15 protein-coding genes and 1 tRNA gene are annotated in these 18,565 nt (G+C 36.6%); 5 read left to right on the plus strand and 11 right to left on the minus strand.

Translation table 11 applies throughout. The annotated features are described in order from the left end of the window. Positions 1–111: 111 nt before the first annotated feature. From ACPF63_RS03600 to ACPF63_RS03615, 4 genes are all read right to left on the minus strand, one after another. Positions 112–1,458: a DUF3472 domain-containing protein gene (locus tag ACPF63_RS03600; RefSeq protein WP_426482011.1), complete on the minus strand. Its 1,347-nt coding sequence runs from the start codon at positions 1,456–1,458 to the stop codon at positions 112–114. 221 nt (positions 1,459–1,679) lie between these two features. Beyond that, positions 1,680–1,752 (minus strand) — tRNA-Phe (locus tag ACPF63_RS03605). A gap of 108 nt (positions 1,753–1,860) precedes the next feature. Then, positions 1,861–3,702 (minus strand): lysophospholipid acyltransferase family protein, encoded by a 1,842-nt coding sequence (locus ACPF63_RS03610; protein ID WP_047387446.1) that lies wholly within the window; start codon positions 3,700–3,702, stop codon positions 1,861–1,863. Between the two features lie 22 nt (positions 3,703–3,724). Beyond that, complete coding sequence (locus ACPF63_RS03615) at positions 3,725–4,963, minus strand: aspartate kinase (RefSeq protein ID WP_180564338.1); 1,239 nt, start codon at positions 4,961–4,963, stop codon at positions 3,725–3,727. A gap of 324 nt (positions 4,964–5,287) precedes the next feature. Here ACPF63_RS03615 and fbp point away from each other — a divergent pair, with 324 nt between their 5' ends. Then, a complete protein-coding gene (fbp, locus tag ACPF63_RS03620; RefSeq protein WP_047421077.1) occupies positions 5,288–6,304 on the plus strand; it encodes a class 1 fructose-bisphosphatase in 1,017 nt (338 codons plus the stop codon). After that, the gene (locus ACPF63_RS03625) at positions 6,304–7,314 is read left to right on the plus strand and encodes an o-succinylbenzoate synthase (protein WP_426482012.1); all 1,011 of its coding nucleotides are present in this window, start codon (positions 6,304–6,306) and stop codon (positions 7,312–7,314) included. Before fbp ends, ACPF63_RS03625 begins: the two co-directional genes overlap by 1 nt. A gap of 8 nt (positions 7,315–7,322) precedes the next feature. On the opposite strand, the gene ACPF63_RS03630 is transcribed toward ACPF63_RS03625, so the two are convergent. Together ACPF63_RS03630 and ACPF63_RS03635 are read right to left on the minus strand one after the other, a co-directional pair. Further along, the gene (locus ACPF63_RS03630) at positions 7,323–7,490 is read right to left on the minus strand and encodes a bacteriocin-like protein (RefSeq protein ID WP_167510662.1); all 168 of its coding nucleotides are present in this window, start codon (positions 7,488–7,490) and stop codon (positions 7,323–7,325) included. A gap of 445 nt (positions 7,491–7,935) precedes the next feature. Continuing rightward, complete coding sequence (locus ACPF63_RS03635) at positions 7,936–9,066, minus strand: alpha/beta hydrolase (RefSeq protein ID WP_426482013.1); 1,131 nt, start codon at positions 9,064–9,066, stop codon at positions 7,936–7,938. Positions 9,067–9,221: 155 nt separating this feature from the next. Here ACPF63_RS03635 and ACPF63_RS03640 point away from each other — a divergent pair, with 155 nt between their 5' ends. Next, complete coding sequence (locus ACPF63_RS03640; RefSeq protein WP_077418321.1) at positions 9,222–10,895, plus strand: glutamine--tRNA ligase/YqeY domain fusion protein; 1,674 nt, start codon at positions 9,222–9,224, stop codon at positions 10,893–10,895. 83 nt (positions 10,896–10,978) lie between these two features. Here the strand turns inward: ACPF63_RS03640 and ACPF63_RS03645 are convergent, their stop codons facing one another. From ACPF63_RS03645 to ACPF63_RS03655, 3 genes are all read right to left on the minus strand, one after another. After that, positions 10,979–12,919: an oleate hydratase gene (locus tag ACPF63_RS03645; RefSeq protein ID WP_426482014.1), complete on the minus strand. Its 1,941-nt coding sequence runs from the start codon at positions 12,917–12,919 to the stop codon at positions 10,979–10,981. A gap of 89 nt (positions 12,920–13,008) precedes the next feature. Continuing rightward, a complete protein-coding gene (locus ACPF63_RS03650; protein ID WP_426482015.1) occupies positions 13,009–13,380 on the minus strand; it encodes a helix-turn-helix domain-containing protein in 372 nt (123 codons plus the stop codon). Further along, entirely contained in the window at positions 13,320–13,886 is a 567-nt protein-coding gene (locus ACPF63_RS03655) for a hypothetical protein (RefSeq protein WP_426482016.1), read from the minus strand. Before ACPF63_RS03655 ends, ACPF63_RS03650 begins: the two co-directional genes overlap by 61 nt. A 302-nt stretch (positions 13,887–14,188) precedes the next feature. Between ACPF63_RS03655 and ACPF63_RS03660 the strand changes: the two genes are divergently transcribed. Further along, positions 14,189–15,370 carry an MFS transporter gene (locus ACPF63_RS03660; protein ID WP_426483196.1) on the plus strand — a complete coding sequence of 394 codons (1,182 nt, stop codon included), beginning with the start codon at positions 14,189–14,191 and terminating at the stop codon, positions 15,368–15,370. An 85-nt stretch (positions 15,371–15,455) separates the two neighbouring features. On the opposite strand, the gene ACPF63_RS03665 is transcribed toward ACPF63_RS03660, so the two are convergent. Beyond that, positions 15,456–16,421, minus strand: a complete 966-nt coding sequence (locus ACPF63_RS03665) for a YpdA family putative bacillithiol disulfide reductase (RefSeq protein WP_180564334.1) — start codon at positions 16,419–16,421, stop codon at positions 15,456–15,458. A gap of 131 nt (positions 16,422–16,552) precedes the next feature. Here ACPF63_RS03665 and ACPF63_RS03670 point away from each other — a divergent pair, with 131 nt between their 5' ends. Further along, on the plus strand, positions 16,553–17,194 hold the full coding sequence (locus ACPF63_RS03670; protein WP_426482017.1) for a hypothetical protein: 642 nt from the start codon (positions 16,553–16,555) through the stop codon (positions 17,192–17,194). Between the two features lie 64 nt (positions 17,195–17,258). Here the strand turns inward: ACPF63_RS03670 and ACPF63_RS03675 are convergent, their stop codons facing one another. Further along, positions 17,259–18,548 (minus strand): glycosyl transferase family 1, encoded by a 1,290-nt coding sequence (locus ACPF63_RS03675; protein ID WP_426483197.1) that lies wholly within the window; start codon positions 18,546–18,548, stop codon positions 17,259–17,261. Positions 18,549–18,565 lie beyond the last annotated feature (17 nt).

The following is an 18,565-nucleotide window of genomic DNA, read 5'->3' on the forward strand; positions in this document are numbered from 1 at the left end:
AAATGTTATACTTTTTATATAAAAGCATCTCATCCACGGAACGAAGTTGGAAAAATATAATAAAAGCCAGTTACTCATAAAGTAACTGGCTTTTATTTTTAAGTTATAATTTTAAGGAAGGGTTGAAAAATTGATATTGGGAGCTTGCGTAGGTGCGGTAACAGAAAACTGTGAGCCGGGAGCAATCGTTGTATTAAAAAATCCTCCGTTTTGTAAAAAGAATGCATTACCGCTTGTTCCTCCCATTGCATCTATTCTTTGTTTTGCGTTATAGGTATTATCCACACTAAACTTTGCTCCGGAAACAGCGATCCAATTGCCGTTTGAAGTTCTTACCCATTGATTTTTGAATTCTGCTTTTCTGCCCTGATATCCATTTTCGGGATTGAAATTTTCAACGAAACTATAGAAGCTTTTAAGATAAGTACTGGTTTGAGGTCGCTTCCAGCTGGCGATCAGTTTCCATGTTGTCGTATCAGGTGATAAGAACCAGGCTGTAAAATCTGTTTTTCCGGTTCCGTCCGGTTCGCCTTTTAATAAGAATTTATAAGTTTGTCCTGCACTCCAGTTATACTTATAATAACTTTGTCCGCCAGAGCCCTCATTCCCGAATTCTCCAACTGTTACTCCGGTGCCTGCTCTGTTGAGGAGGATTTTATGATCAGGAGGAATATTATTAGGATCATCAGTATCAAATGGGCTCCATACAGAGAATAAAATTCTTCTTTCTGTGGCAGAATTCACCTGCATTCCAAAATAGCCTGCACTAAAGCCATTAGCCATAAAATAAGAACCAATCTTATCTTCTCCGGCAGGGACTGTTACTTCGTTGTAATAATAACTGACATTATTGGTAGTCGGAACTATATAGTTCAGATGACAGGAAGGCCCTCTGCGAGCCCAATAATAATATGAAGGGTCATTGCTGTAAATATTGATTCCTGTAGAAGCTGCGCCGCTGAAGATAACATCCGTAACATCTGCAAAGTATCCATCGGTTTTAGAAACACCCTGAAGATCGACTTTTACATAGCCGGGAGTAGAAACGGTAAAATCTCCAACAGTATAATCTGTATAAGCCGATCCCGTTAAAGTAATATTTTTGGATGTGTTGCCAACCGTTACTTTTACAACACTTGTACCTGAAGGAACTGATGCTTTTAATCCTATATTTAATATTCCTGTATTGCTCACTCTGAAATAAGTGCTGATAACAGTATTGGAGTTGGTCCAGTTACCTAAATTAGTAGAAGTGATCACCTCACTGGCTCCCGAAGGTTTTACCGTAAAAAAAGAATTCCCGGCAACGGGTACATTGAAGGACGATGCGTTCTTTAAAGTTGAGACATTTTTTTGTGCAGCAGCAGTGTCCTCTGTTATCATCGGTGTTTCTGCACAGGATTGAAAAACAAGCAGAGCGACACCCAGAAAAGTATCTGCAAATAATTTTATTCTCATAATAGTATTTGTAATTTGGTTTACAATACTAAATTAAGTTTTACCAATCAAATAAAAAATTAATTCCCATATTTTTGATTAATTTTATTTTTTAAACAGATTTTATCTAGAAGTGCATTAAGATCAAGTATTCGTTTTTCAATATTCCGGAAGAAACTACCGGGAGGAAAGGGAGGTATATAAAAACAAAAAAACCTCTAAACTGAATTAGAGGTTTTAAGTGGTTTCTCCAGGAATCGAACCAGGGACACATGGATTTTCAATCCATTGCTCTACCAACTGAGCTAAGAAACCATTTATGTTTTTGTTTATTACTTCGTTGTTTTAAAGTGATGCAAAAGTAGTAAGTTTTAGTATACAAAGCAAGTATTCATCGTACTTTTTTTGAATAAAGTTAAAAACTTACTGATTATCAGCCGGATTATTTTCCTGCTCCTTTCTGATCTGCTCACTCATCTCTTCCAATACCGGTTTGATCGTGTTTTCCGGAAGATCACTGATTCGGATATACATCAATCCGTCTATCGCATCATTGAAGTTAGGATCAACATTAAAAGCAATTACTTTAGCATTTTGTTTGATGTATTTTTTGATCAGAACAGGGAGTCTCAATTCAGGCTCAAGATCGTCAATGATTTTGTCTAGCTTATTAAGATCAGATTCCATTTCCTCAAAGAAAATGTTTTTATCCCTGTCACGAAGCTTTACCTTATATTCATTCCTTGGAGTGATATACTGAGCTACTGCGGAATCAAAATAATTGGAACGCATAAATTCGATCATCAATGATTTTGAGAACTCCGAGAACTTGTTGGAAATACTCACACCACCCATAAGGAATTTATGGTCAGGATTTCTCAGGCACACATGCACAATCCCTCTCCATAAAAGAAAAAGAGGTAGTGGTTTCTGCTGATATTCCTGGCAGATATAGGCACGGCCCATTTCGATCACCTTTTTAAAGAAAGGGTGAATATCCTGCTCAAACTCAAATAAAGAGCTTGTATAGAAGCCTTTGATACCATATTTCTTCATAACCTCTCTACCCAGTGCCATTCTGTAAGCACCAGCCAGTTTTTTCTCCCCGTTGTCCCAAAGGAACAGGTGATGGTAATGTTTATCATATTCATCAAGGTCAAACGGAAGATTACTGCCTTCACCTACTGCACGGAAAGTAAGCTCTCTCTGACGTCCGATTTCCCTCATAATAGAAGGTATTTCCTCGTAAGTGGTAAAGTAAATTTCGTAATTCCCATTACTGAACAGCATTTTGTCTGTTCCTCTCAATTTATCAACATCTTTAATGATATCTTCCAGAGGCGTTTCATCAATGATATTCTGAACAATGTTTTCTTCCTTCAATAAAGGAAACTTCACCGATAAGTTCTGAAGATTGATGCTTTGAGCAAGGGATTTTCTCTTTTCGTAGTAAGATTTCATCATATAAACCTTACGTTTCAGAAACTCTCCCAATTCCTCAATTGTTTCCATATCGTCCATCGCCTTTACAGTAATAGGACGCCCGATTCTGATTCTGATAGGTTTTTCTCTATCATTCATCATTTCTGAAGGAAGCATCAAAGTCTGCAAATTCGGATGAAGCTTAGCCACCTGATAAAAAAGACGGCTGTTCTTGGCATGAAAATACATAGGAACTACCGGCACTTTAGCCATTCTGATAAGCTTAAGTGCCGTTTTTTCCCATTCCTTATCTAAAATTTCTCCGTAAGGATTGTTCTTGTTAGAAACTTCACCTGCCGGAAAAATACCTACGCAGCCTCCGTTTTGTAAATGCTTGAGTGTTTCACGCATTCCTGAAGAACTGCTGTAAGCTTCTTTTCTGTTTTCAAAAGGGTTTACAGCGATTACATACGGTTCCATAGGTTTGATCTTTTCCAAAAGGAAATTTCCCATCACCTTGAAATCCGGACGAACCTCTGATAAGACCTTGCACATCAGAATCCCGTCAATAGCACCCAGCGGGTGGTTGGAAACCAGAATAAACGGTCCCGTTTTCGGAATCTTTGCCAGATCTTCTTCAAAAGCTACATAGCTTAAGTTTCTTTCTCTTACAAATGAGTCGAAAAAGTCTTTGCCTTCCTTATCTTTTAGTTTGTCGTATAATTTATTTACTTCGTTTATTTTAGCAATGCTCATCACAGCAGATGCTACCGGGTTCTTGAGAAACCCAAGTTTACTTAAGCCGGAAGCTTTGATCAGATCGTTTTTCGAAATTAAACTCATGTGTGTTTAGTCGCAATTAATATTATTGTGTTACCATTTGAAGAGTATTCTTGGAAATTTGTTCCAATAATACATTTTTTTCATGGTAAAATTTATCAATATGATCCATCTTCGCATTTCTTACTGTGAATAAAGATACATTTTTAATTGCTTCGGTTTTAAAAATTTTTTGAAGCTCCTGGTTGAGCTCATCTATATGATTAAATTTGTCTTCAAGGCACAAAGCCAGGGAGATAGCAGAATTCTGCATCAGGGAAACCTTGATCTTATATTTAGATAAATATCCAAAAATTAAGCTCATATGGTCTTCTGCAATAAAAGAAAAATCTCTTGTAGAAATCTTCAGAAGATCCTGGTTTTCTTTTAAAATATAAGATTCTTCCTGTTGGTTTTTTTCAGAAGCACCTACTTTTGTTCCTCCTTTGGTAGGATCTACGAAAGACTTTACATAAAAAGGGATACTTTTTTGCTGTAACGGCTGTAATGTTTTTGGGTGAATAACACTTGCTCCGTAATAAGCCATTTCAATCGCTTCTTCATAAGAGATATTGGAAAGAAGAGAAACATCATCGAACTTTCTTGGATCTCCGGTCATTACTCCCGGTACATCTTTCCAAATCGTCATCGCTTCAGCATTTAAGCAATAAGCAAAAATAGCAGCAGAGTAGTCTGAACCTTCTCTTCCTAAAGTCACCGTAAAATTGTTTTCGTCAGAACCAATGAATCCCTGAGTAACATAGCAGATCTCAGGATTCAGATTGGAAATAAATTCCTCAGTTCTCACCCAGTCTACCGTACCTTCTCTGTATGAATTATCCGTTTTCACATAATCTCTGGCATCCAGCCATTGATTGGTAAATTGGATTTCATTCAGGTATTCGCTCAGGATTTTGGTAGAAATCATTTCTCCACAGCTTACCACCTGATCATAAACAAAGTTATAGTTGGGAGATTTATTTCTTCTTAAAAAAGAATCAATATCATCAAAAAAGAGATTGATTTCTGCAAAAACGGCATGATTTTCAGGAAAAAGGCCTTCCGCAATCTCAATGTGTTTTCGTTTTATCTTTTCAATCTCAGTTTGATAGTTATCCTTTTTGAAATAAAGTTCAACAACTTTTTCCAACTCGTTTGTCGTTTTGCCCATTGCTGAAATCACCAGCAAGCATTTGGCAAATCCCTGGCTTTGTAGAACCATAGACACGTTTTTCACACTTTCGGCATCTTTTACAGATGCTCCACCAAACTTAAAAATTTTCATTAAATTATTAAAAATAAAATTGTTAGATAAAAAATTACATGAGTTTTTTACGGACGTCAAAATTATAAATTTACAACGAGATATGAAATAGCCTGAAAGGGAGATAGAATTAAGATTTCCTTAAAATCAACAAATAATGAAATAATTTGGATTTTTTGTGCATCTGAGATAACAAATCCGGAGATATAATTTTCAATAACAGTTCAATGTTATGCTTTTTTTTGTTTGTATTTTATTGAAATACAGTAGGTAATATCTTTTGTAATTAAATTTTCTTAATGCGATAAATTTTCCGAAATTTGGGGAAAACGTAAAAAGAAAAATATGTCAAATCAACCATTACAGACTTTAGGAGAATTTCTTATAGATAAACAGGACGATTTTCAATATTCTACAGGTGAATTTTCTCGTCTTCTGAGCGCAATAAGATTGGCTTCGAAAGTGGTAAACAGAGAAGTAAATAAAGCCGGAATTGTAGATATTACAGGAGCTGCCGGTAACCAAAATATTCAGGGTGAGGAACAGCAGAAACTTGATGTGATTGCTAATGAAATTTTTATTACGGCTTTGTCTCAAAGAGAGGTTGTTTGTGGTATTGCGTCTGAGGAAAATGATGATTTTATTGATATTAAATGTGGTGAAAACGGACATTTAAGTAAATATGTAGTACTTATCGATCCTTTAGACGGATCTTCCAATATTGATGTAAATGTTTCCGTAGGAACTATTTTCTCTATCTACAGAAGAGTTACTGAACCCGGAACTCCTGTACAGCTGGAAGACTTTTTACAGAAAGGAATCAATCAGATTGCTGCGGGATATGTGATTTACGGTTCCTCTACAATGATTGTTTATACTACCGGAAACGGAGTAAACGGATTTACACTGGACCCTTCTTTAGGAACATATTATCTTTCTCATCCTAACATGACTTTCCCGAAAACAGGTAAAATCTATTCCATTAACGAAGGAAATTATATCAAATTTCCTCAGGGAGTAAAAAATTACCTTAAATATTGCCAGATGGAAGAAGGAGACCGTCCTTATACTTCAAGATATATCGGTTCTTTGGTCGCGGATTTTCATAGAAATATGCTGAAAGGAGGAATTTATATCTATCCTTCTTATTCGCAGGCTCCAAATGGTAAACTAAGATTATTATACGAATGCAATCCAATGGCATTCCTTGCAGAACAGGCTGGAGGAAAAGCAACAGACGGATTCAGAAGAATTCTTGAAATAGAACCTACAGAACTTCACCAGAGAATTCCGTTCTTCTGTGGAAGTATACAAATGGTAGAAAAAGCGGAAGAATTTATGCGTATCGACAGCGTAAAATAATGGAAGCAATTTATTTAAAATATTTATTACAATTCAAACGCCCGAGTGGAACATCTCGCGGCGTTTTGCTTGATAAGGAAACCTTTATCCTCACTATTTCGGAAGAAGGAAGAAAAGGTGTTGGTGAATGTGCTATTTTCAGAGGCCTGAGTTTTGATGACAGGCCCGGTTATGAAGAAAAGCTGAAATGGCTTTGTGAAAATATCAATCAGGATGGAGCATTTTTAAAAGAAGAACTGAAAGAGTTTCCTTCCATTTGGTTTGGCTACGAGCAAGCGGTTCAGAATTTGAAATATGGAGACAGCCTTTATTTTCCAAGTGAGTTTACGGAAGGTAAATCTGCAATTACCATCAATGGCCTGATATGGATGGGAGAAGTAGGGTACATGGAAGAACAGATTCAGGATAAACTTGAAAAAGGATTTCATTGTATTAAATTAAAAATCGGGGTCGATTGGAAATCTGAACATATTATTCTTCAGAAGTTAAGAGACAAATTTTCCAAAGATCAGCTGGAGCTTCGTGTGGATGCAAACGGGGGATTCAGCACAGAAGAAGCGGTTACAGTTTTACAGCAGCTTGCAGATCTTCATATCCATTCTATTGAACAGCCAATTAAAGCAGGAAACTGGAATGATATGGCAGAATTATGTGCTAAAACACCTACTCCGATTGCATTAGATGAAGAACTGATCGGAATTATTGATCCTGAAGAAAAGAAAAAACTTTTAGAAAAAATACAACCACAATATATTATTCTGAAACCTGCATTGGTAGGAGGTTTTTTCGGTTCGGATGAATGGATTTCTCTTGCAGAAAATCAAAATATCGGTTGGTGGATTACTTCAGCTTTGGAAAGCAATATCGGATTGAATGCCATTGCCCAATATACATTTACCAAAAAAAATCCAATGCCTCAAGGTTTAGGCACTGGAGCTTTATTTGTAAATAATTTTGAATCCGATTTAGAACTCAGAAATGAGCTGCTATGGTTCAAAAAATATAACTGAAAAGTTAATTAGCATAATGGTGGAGGTGAATCCGGGCATGTAGTTTGACCACAGTAATCAGGGGCCCATGATCTGCAGCACATTGCAGCTGGGTTCCAACTGTTGCATCCAAGAGGTGGTCTTCCTCCTTTGATTGTTTTTAATTCTCCTCTTTTGATTTTCTTTAAATTTTTCATGATATTAATTTTATTTAATTGATAAGTAAATGTCGAAAACTTTTTTCAATTATACAACAAGTGGGGAATTATTTAATAATATTTAACAATTCCTCTGAAATAGTTGTGTAGTATTGAATATGAATTTGTGTGGTTATTGTTTTTGACCAATAATCCCTTCCTGTTCAGAATATTTAGAATGTTTTTAATCCGGTCTGTAGGATAAACCTGGTAGTTGTGTATCGAATACTTTGTTGATTTAGAGGTTGTTACTCAATTAAATCACATCTTTTACGAAAATAGCTTTCTTTATATAGTTTAATATATCAGAAAACCTTTTTTTAATCTGTCCCATAATTAAAAATTGTAATTCCCTAATGTTTGAATTAGCAATGATTATGCCATACTATGATAACGAACAAATTTTAACATAAAGTTCATTTTTTAGAATTATTTTAATTACTTATTAAGAAATAATTGTAAAAATGTTTTCGTTCTCCTTAGTTCGGTTGGTGATAAGATTCCTGTCAATTCCATTTAAATTCTGAAAGATATCTGACTGTACCTGCGAGCTGGAGAGGTATCCCCAGTGGTTTCCTACTTCATATTTAAAGCTGTTCAAAATATCATCTTTTATAAACGTACAGTCGATAATAGAAACAATATCTTTGTAATGGGTAAGATCACTTGGTCCGTTTTTGCCAAGTCGTGGTGTCAGAATGTTTTTTGTGAACTGAGAAATTCCCAAAACAGTATCCTGCCTGTTCAGGTAAATAGAAATCCGGTTGGCCAGTAATGGCAGCTTATTGTAGGAATCTTCGGAATCTTCAAATACCTTATAGCTTACATCTGCATTCAACAGTAAAACCTGATCAATAACACGAAGTATATTCTCCCTTTTAAGACTGTAGAGCATGCTTTGAAGTACTCTGTTCCCCAAAGAATGAGCCATAATATGAATTCTTTGATTGCAGGGCGCAAGATCCCGGTTGGAAAAGATATCTTTTAAAAATTGGGTATAGAAATAAAACAATCTCATCAGAGATGTTCCGGAATTGATACTGGAAGCTTTATCATCAAAATAACTCAACGGGATAATACTTCCCGAGGCTGGCCAGCTTACGAATAAAATATGTTCTACAGGAGATGCCGGGTTATCAATGAATATTTTCTTAAGATCAAGAATAGCCTTTAATTCATCATCAAAATCATACAGATAACCGTGGATGAATATCAGTACATCGCTTCGGTCTTTAGTGGAAGACATGTTTTTGTACAGTTCATAGAACATTCTTTGAGTTCCGCCAAGATTATTGGCTGTAACGGCGGATTTTTTAATACCTTTTTCATTGAGCAGAACATCCAAAACTTCTTCATAACCCTGTTTTTCGGGCTCAGAAAAGAACTTGTAGTTTAAGATATTCCTGTTGGTATAGTCTTTTTTCTTTTTGGCTTGAGCGGTGGGTTCTTTGTAGTTGTCAAAATCACATTTGGCGATCCTGAAATTGGGAATAGAATATTCATCATTGGAAAAAGAGTCCACTCTTTCGCCTTTATGCCGGATAATTTTCCGGTTGCTTAAGATATAAACAGCCATGATGGTTAAGTTGGTTAAAATGGTTTTAGTTCTCCCGAAGTTAGTGAAAAATATTGAATTACAATCAATAAGGCTTTTAAATTATCACTTTTACAAAAGCTTATTTTTCCGTAACTTTGTAAAACTTTTTTAGCTAAAAAATAAAAGCTACTTTAATGGAAGAAGAAAAAAAATCACTCAATTTCATTGAGCAAATTATTGAAGATGATATGGCAAACGGTCTGAAAAAAGATCAGATTCGTTTCCGTTTTCCACCTGAACCGAATGGTTATCTGCATGTAGGGCACACAAAAGCGATCTGCATCAACTTCGGCCTGGGTGAAAAATACAACGCTCCCGTAAACCTTCGTTTCGACGATACGAACCCTGAAAAAGAAGAACAGGAATTCGTAGATTCTATTATGAAAGATGTTGAATGGCTAGGTTTCAAATGGGATAAAGTTTTGTACGCATCCGATTACTTCCAGCAGCTTTACGATTGGGCAGTTCAGTTAATTAAAGAAGGCAAAGCTTATGTAGATGAGCAGGCATCTGAAGTGATTACTGAGCAAAGAAAAAATCCTGCGGAGCCAGGAATTGAATCTCCATACAGAAACCGTCCTGTTGAAGAATCGTTAGATTTATTCGAAAGGATGAAAAACGGAGAATTTGAAAGTGGTTCAATGTCTCTTCGCGCAAAAATCGACATGGTTTCGCCAAACATGAATATGCGTGACCCTGTGATGTACAGAATTTTGAATAAGCCTCACCACAGAACAGGTACAGCCTGGAAAATTTATCCAATGTACGATTGGGCTCATGGTGAATCTGATTATATTGAACAAGTTTCACATTCACTTTGTTCTTTGGAGTTCGAAAATCACAGACCGCTATACAACTGGTATTTGGATCAGGTTTACGAAGAAGGAAGGGTTAAAAACAAGCAGAGAGAATTTGCAAGGATGAACGTTTCCTATATGATTACTTCCAAAAGAAAGCTGCAGAGATTGGTAGCGGAAGGAGCGGTAACCGGATGGGATGACCCTAGAATGCCTACCATTTCAGGAATGAGAAGAAAAGGATTTACTCCAACTTCCATCAGAAACTTTATCGATAAAGTAGGGGTTGCGAAAAGAGAAAATCTTATCGAGATCCAGTTACTTGACTTCTGTGTACGTGAAGACCTGAATAAGGTTGCGAAACGTGTGATGGCCGTTGTAGATCCAGTAAAATTAGTGATCGAAAACTACCCTGAAGACAAAGAAGAATGGTTAGAGACTGAAAATAATCCTGAGCAGGAAAATGCGGGAACAAGAGAAGTTCCTTTCTCAAGAGAGTTATACATTGAGCGTGAAGACTTCAAAGAAGAAGCTAACAATAAATTCTTCAGACTGAAATTAGGCGGAGAAGTTCGTTTGAAATCAGCTTACATCATTAAAGCTGAAAGAGTAGAGAAAGATGAAAATGGAGAAATCACTACCATCTATGCTACTTATGATGAGAAGAGTAAGTCTGGAAGCGGTACAGAAGAAAGTTTAAGAAAAGTAAAAGGAACTCTGCACTGGGTATCTGCAAAACATGCGATTCCTGTGGAAGTAAGAATCTACAATCACTTGTTTACAGTGGAACAGCCTGATGCTGAGAAAGATGTTGATTTCCTGAACTTTATCAACCCTGAATCTATGGCTATCGTGAAAGGTTTCGCTGAGCCAAGTCTGAAAGATGTCGCTGTGGGTGAGCCTCTTCAGTTCCAGAGAATAGGATACTTTACAAAAGATCAGGATTCTACAGATGAAGCTATGGTATTTAACCGTACAGTAACACTGAAAGATTCTTTTAAACCTGAATAATTTTAAGGAATAGATAATAAAAAAGCAGGACTTAGATTAAGTCCTGCTTTTTTATTGTGTTAAGTAGTGCAAGTGTTAAGATATTAGCCCTTCACGCCTTTTACCCATTCCTGGAATCTACCTACCTGTTCCATGATGAAAGATTCATGTTCTTCTTTTTCTTCCGGACGGTTGACTAAAATATGTTCAAAATAAGTTCCTTTTAATATTTTTCTTAAAATACCTTCTCCTAAGAAAGGTTTGTAATCATTAAGAGTCTGGGTAGCTTTTAATAAATGTCGGATATCATACTGTAACGGATTGATGTCCGGAACCTGTTTGTTGAGGTTAAGAAGATTGTAAACGGCAATTCTTGCTGTTCTCACAGAACTTTCCATGGTGAATACCACATCATTATTGGTTTCTACGAATTGTCCTACAAGACCTAAATTGGTACATCCTTCAGGAACAACTCTCGGACGGTCTCCCTGCGCTCTTGGCATAAACATGGAAGTGATGTAAGGCATGAATGCAGTACAAACAATTGTGTTTTCTATGACATTATCCAGTTGGTCTGTCATTCCTAAGTGGTAACATAGTTCGGCAAGAATCTCGTTTCCGGTACATTGAGGCATTGTTTTTTTGATATAATTACCTTCTTTATCCATCAGTAAGGCATATACCCATACCACCAATATATCATCCGGCTGGGTAGGGAAATGAGGTTGTCTGTTGCAGGTAAAACTCATTACCCAATTGGAGTCTGTAATGGTAATAATACCTCCTGTAGCAGTTCTTCCAGAATAAGGGTCATTTACACAGAGCTCTTTTAATTTCTCTGTGAAGGCAGAAGGGCGACATGTTAATGTTGCAGATTCCCAGGAAGATTTTTCAATATGGCTGCAGAATTTTTCAGGTTTCCCGAATACTTCAGATTTCGCAGCGAGATTTTTCCACAGTTTCCATCCTGCGCTTTGTCCTGCACTGCTGTTGTCTATTGTAACTTCAGGAACGGTATTGTTATCTCCGTAGAAAGTACTTTCAGTCATAGATCCGGTGGTCACAATAACATAATCATCTTTACCGATCGGTATTCTTACTTCCTCTCCGTTTTGTTCCGTAATAATTCCTTCTACTGTTTTTCCTTCCGCATTGATATGGATGTCAAGATCTTTTACCAGCGTATTGAATTGGATTTGTACTCCTTTTTCTACCAGGAAGTTTTTCAGTGGAGTTACGTAAGTGTCATATTGGTTGTATTTAGGGAACACAAGACATGAAAAGTCTTTCATTCCGTCAATCGCGTGAAGAAATCTGTGCATATACAGTTTCAGTTCCAGTAAGCTGTGCCAGTTTTCAAAGGCAAACATAGAGCGCCAGAAGAACCAGAAGTTACTGTTCAGGAAGGATTCTGCAAAATAATCTTCAATCGTAAGATCATCAAGTTCTTCTTTTTTCTTCAACAGTAGTTTTACAATGGCCAGTTGATCCTTTTTCTCAAGTCCGAATTTGCTGAAATCTTTGATCTGTCCCTGGTTATGAATTAATCTTGCTTTAGAATAATTCGGGTCGTTGTCATTGATAAGACGGTATTCGTCCAGTACACTGTACGGTGCAGGCAATTCCAGAGCAGGAATATCCTGAAACATATCCCATAGATTTTCATAGGTCATGTCCATTTCCCTTCCGCCACGGATGATATAGCCGTCTTTTGCGTTACCGGCTCCATCCAGAGATCCACCTTCAACATTAAGCTGGTCTAGGAAAATAATGTTTTTGCCGGGAACACGTCCGTCACGGATGAAATAGTAAGCAGCCGACATACCGGCAATTCCGCTTCCTACAATATAGATTTTGCTGTTTTCGTAAGACTGTAAAGGAATTCCTTTATTACGTTGATAGTTTCCAATCTGGTCGGAGAAAGGCATCGTTTTTTCAGGAGTGTTAATCTGAACTTCTTTACTTGAATCCGGTTCGTGATTTACTTTTCCAAACTGGTCAGAGGCATTTAAAACGTTGTCGAATTTTGAATTGATCGTACTCATCTTTTATTGTTTTTAATTAACAGTATAAAGGTACCTCTATTCACAAAGCGACATATATCCTCAAGTTCAGAATTATTATCCCCAAATTCTCATGACTGAATATTTTCTTTATTTCTGTACTCTGAAGGAGAGAGAGCAGTATGCTTTTTGAAAAAACGTCCGAAAGCAGATGCCGAATTAAACTGAAGGTCAAATGCTATCTCTGAAATAGTAATATCCGGATTCCCAAGCATGACGTAAGCTTCTTTCAACAAAGTTTCATCAATAACCTCATGAGGTGTTTTTCCACTTGCTTTTTTAATGATTTCTATAAGATATTTATTGGAAATATGCAGCTGATCCGCATAAAACTGAACCGTTCGCTGCTGCCTGATATTTTCCCTGATAAGTTTGCTGAATTTCAGATAAAGGTCTTTTTTTCCATCCTCTTTTCCCGGAGTTGAAGAATTTTCCTGTTCCATGATCTCAGCCGTTTCCAGCAGCAGGTGAAAAATAATGGTCCGGATAATCTCTTCTGTAAATTTACCCTGCTTCTTTGATTTTTTTCAAGATCATCCAGAAGATTCTGGAGTAATGAAGAATTTTTTGAAGTGGTTTTTACAACACTGTAAGACCCTTTGGAGAAAAGATTCATTTTTTCAATGATAAAGGGATTGGAAATATTTTTAATCAGAAAATTCTTGTCGAAGAACAGTAGTTTCATGATAAAATCATCACTGGTTTTTCCAAATTTTACAATTGTAGAAGGAGCTGCCATAAGAAAACTGTGTGCATCTACTTTATATTTCTGACGGTCTATCTCAATATTGATTTCTCCGGCAGTACAGATGCACAGTGCATAATAATCCATTCTGAAAGGAGCTTTAGGAAATTCAAAAATGGGTTTTCCGGAGGAAATATAGTAAGATTGCCGGCAGTCAATACTGTAAAAGGATAGCGTATCATGTAAATTCTCGTAGGTTACCATTCTTAGTATTGATTGAATTTTTATTGTGTTTTTAAGTGACTTTAGTCTAAAAATCCCTGTTGTTACTGCAATTTACGGTTTTTATAAATGAATTTTAGTTTTATATAGTAAAAAAAACGCTTTTTTTAGGATACAGCTGATAGTCTGTTTTTATGGATGTTATTTATAAAAAAGGGTTTCAAATAAAGGCTTTTGGGTTATTTTTATCTAATTTTGCTCTTTCAAATTTTCCCCAAAATATTATTGTGAGATTAATTAACGTTTATACGAGTTCTTTCAAAGGACTCTCGCAGGAGAGTTGGATGCTGGCGTTGGTAATGCTCATCAACAGGGCCGGTTCTATGGTACTTCCGTTTCTGGGAGTTTATATGACCAATCATTTACATTTCAGTATTGAAAATTCAGGAATTGTTCTGAGCTTTTTTGGAATAGGCTCGGTAATTGGTTCGTGGCTGGGAGGTATGATCACAGATAAAATTGGCGAATACAGGGTACAGAGTCTGAGTTTACTCCTCAGTGTTCCATTATTTTGTTTAATTCCGCTTTTTACAACTGAAGCTGGTCTGGCCGGGATTATTTTGGCGCAGAGTATTGTAAGTGAAACATTCCGTCCGGCAAATTCGGTGGCAATCACCAAATATGCGAAACCTGAAAATATCACTAGGGCTTTTTCACTGAACCGTATGGCTGTAAATCTTGGGTTTTCTATCGGGCCTGCATTAGGAGGTATTTTATCTGCTATTTCTTATGAATTTCTGTTTTTCAGTAATGCGCTGGCTGCTTTGCTGGCAGGGCTGATGTATATCTGGTTCTTTAAAGGCCGCGCAAAATTGGCCAAACAAAAGGCGAAAAAGGTAAAAGAAGCAATTGTCATTAAAAAAGAGAATTCTCCGTACCGGGATGGTAAATTTTTGGTATACTGTGTATTCTGTATGCTGTTTTCAATATGTTTCTTTCAGTTGTTCAGTACACTGACAATATTTTATAAAGATACCGCACATATGAGTCAGCAAAATATCGGCTATATTCTTGGATACAGTGGTTTTCTGATTGTATTGCTTGAAATGGGGCTTGTACAGATTGCTGAAAAATATTTTACTTTAGCTTTTACCATGCTTATCGGGACTTTCCTGTGTGGAGTTTCCTATGCAATGCTGGCTTTCGATTATAGTATGGTTACCCTTGTGCTGTCTATGACATTACTTTGTGTAGGAGAAATATGGACACTTCCTTTTATGTCAACTATTACGGCATTACGTTCAGGAGAGAACAATAAAGGGGCTTATATGGGATTGAACGGAATGTCATTTTCCATTGCATTCATCATTACACCTTACATAGGAACATTGATTGCTGAAAAATTAGGCTTTAACACGTTATGGATTGGAACTGGGGTGCTGGCTGCAGCTATTGCCATCGGTTTTTACTTTATCATTCCATGGCTGCTTAAGGATAAAAATAAATCAGCAGGAGAAATGATGTAAGTATTGAATCAGTTTTAAAAAAAAAGCTTCGGGCAATTTCGTAGAAATTGCCCGAAGCTTTTTAGTATATATGAGTTATTTAATATTAAGATCTGGAAAGAATGGTATTGATAATCATATGAGCATGAATTCTCGAGTTTTCAATGAACCAGAGGTGAGTATCTTTTCCACCGCATACAACTCCTGCAAGATAAAGGTTGGGAATATTGGTTTCCATAGTTTCAAGATTATAGAACGGGTTCAGGCAGTCCCCATTGAGTTCGATACCTGAATTTCTCAGAAAATCAAAATCAGGAAGATAACCCGTCATCGCCAGCACAAAATCATTGTCAATTTCATGAATTTCTCCGTTTTCATCTTTAAAAACAACAGTATTATCTTTAATTTCGATCATTTCGGCATTAAAATGGGCTTTAATACTGCCTTCTGTAATTCTGTTTTCTATATCCGGTTTCACCCAATATTTTACACTTTTTGAAATCTCGGAATGACGAATAATCATCGTTACTTCAGCACCTTTTCTATAGGTTTCCAGGGCTGCATCCACCGCAGAATTACTTGATCCTACAACAACAATTTTCTGTTTTGCATAAGGATATGGTTCAGTATAGTAATGCTTGACCTTTGGAAGATTTTCGCCGGGAATATTCATAAGGTTGGGAATATCATAGAATCCGGTAGCAATCACCAGATTTTTAGCATGATAGGTTGCTTTGGTTGTTTTTATCTCAAACAGCTCATTGCTCTTGGAAACACCCAGCACTTTTTCATACAGATTGATGTTAAGTTTTTTTTGTCTGGCAATTCCCTGATAATATTCCAATGCCTCCTGTCTTCCTGGTTTGGGAGCTGTCGAAATAAATGGAATTTCGTCAATTTCCAGTTTTTCTGCAGTAGAGAAAAAACGCATATATAAAGGATAGTTGTACAGAGAGTTGACAATGGTTCCTTTTTCTATGATTAAATGACTAAGATTATTTTTTTGAGCTTCAAGGGCACAGTTCAAACCGATGGGTCCGGCCCCGATAATGAGAATATCCAACATTTCCATCTAACAAATGTACGATGTAATTTTTAAAATGAGAAGCGATAACCCAGCAGCGCTCATAGTCTTTATCTCTTTAAATTATTTACCGCTTGGCATCAGTTTTGGTGCTTTTTACCAATAGCAAAATTTATAATATGAAAAAAATACTTATTCCATTGGTTGTTTTGGTTCTGGTTGTAGCCTGTAAAAAAGAGGCAGGAAAACCTGTTCCCAATGTGGTTGATTCCATCGCACAAAATAAAACAGACAGTGCAGGTACCGTTCAGAATATTGCTGATAAAGAAGCTGTGTTGAAAAAGACCAATGATGAGGTTTTGAAGGCTCTGAAAGATAAGGATTATACCAGTTTTGCTGCCTTGATCCACCCTGAAAAAGGAATCCGTTTTTCAATGTATGCTTTTGTGGATATAAAGGGAGATAAACATTTTTCTAAAGCAGATTTTGAAAAATATCAGCCTACTAAAACACTATTTACCTGGGGAGCACATGACGGTTCAGGAGATCCTTATAAGGCAACGGTCAATGATTATCTTGGTAAATGGGTCTTTTCTAAAGATTTTACAGCATCCCAATATTCACTGAATAAATTCATAGGAGGAGGCAATTCCCTGAATAATTTAAAGGAAATTTATCCTAAACATGACTTCACCGAAAACTATATCAAAGGAACCGAAAAAAATGGCGAAATGGATTGGAAGACACTCCGTTTTGTATTTGAAGAATTTCAGGGGAAATATTATCTGATTGCAGTGGTGAATGATCAGTGGACGATTTAAAAATTAGAAGTTGGAAGCCGGTATTTTACTTCCAGCATCCAGCTTCTAACTTCCTTTCTTTGTATTATAAAATTTCAGTCAGTTGGCGGGTTAGGTTTTTTCTTGAGAACTGCTCAATATGCTGAGTGTTTTCGAGAAGATTTCCGTTTTTCCAAAGGATAAATTTTTCAAGAATAAACTTCTTGATAATTTCTGTATCCTGATAACTGAAATGTTTTCCAGCCTGGGTTTCTTCCAGAATTTTTGCAACATCAGCTTTGTCCGGCCCGAATGAAAGAATCTGTTTTCCTGAAGCCAGATATTCAAATATTTTTCCGGGAATGATTCCTTTTGAAGATTCATTTGGGAAATTGGTAATAAGAAGCAGATCTGAGTTCTGCATTTCCTCCACCGCTTTTCCGTGTGCAAGATATCCAAGGTTCTGAATATGATTTTTCAGGTTTGAATTTTCGATAGACTGCAGGATTTTATCGTCTATTCTGCCTACAAATTTCAATGTAAAATCAGCTGCAAATTCAGCATTTTCCTTCACCAGTTCATCAAGTGCTTTCCAAAGATTCTCAGGGTTTCTGAGTTGCTCTAAAACACCAATATAACTTAGAGTAAACTGATCTTTACTATTCTGTCCTTTTACTTTACTATCCGAATCACTTTCATCAAATCCGTTCGTAATACAAACAGCATTAGCTCCTACTTTTCTGAAGTTTTCCGCATCAGTATAGCTTGTAGCCAAAGTGATGTCCGCATTTTTAAATACGGCACTTTCAAGCTGGCGGTGTTTCTGATCCGAACTTTTAGTTAGTTTCAGATGTTTGTAATAAGAAATTTCTGTCCATGGGTCGCGGAAATCAGCGATCCATTTCAGACTCGGTATTTTATTTTTAAGTCCTAAACCAATCAGGTGAAGCGAGTGGGGAGGACCCGAAGTTACAATCGTATCTATTTTATTTTCTTTCAGGTATTTCTCCAGAAACTTAATGGAAGGTTTTACCCAAAAAACTCGGGCATCAGGAATGAAAAAATTGCCTCTAACCCAGATCGAAAGTTTGGATTTCCAGCTTTGATTTTTTCCTACATCAAACTGTCCTGCTTTAAATTTTTTATTACTTTTATTCAGCTTTTCGGCCAGCTGGTAAGGTTCCCATATCTTGGTTTTTACCATCTCAATATTTTCAGGAACATCTTTCATCAGGGTTTCATCCAGTAATGGATAACTTGGATTTTCCGGAGTATAAATGATAGGTTTCCATCCAAAATCCGGCAGATATTTTGCAAACTTCAGCCATCTTTGAACACCAGGACCTCCCGCAGGAGGCCAGTAATAGGTGATAATCAATATTTTCTTCTGTTCCATTTTGAATGACATTGCTC

The organism is Chryseobacterium sp. R2ACT005 (genome assembly GCF_049949215.1).
Lineage (GTDB): Bacteria > Bacteroidota > Bacteroidia > Flavobacteriales > Weeksellaceae > Chryseobacterium.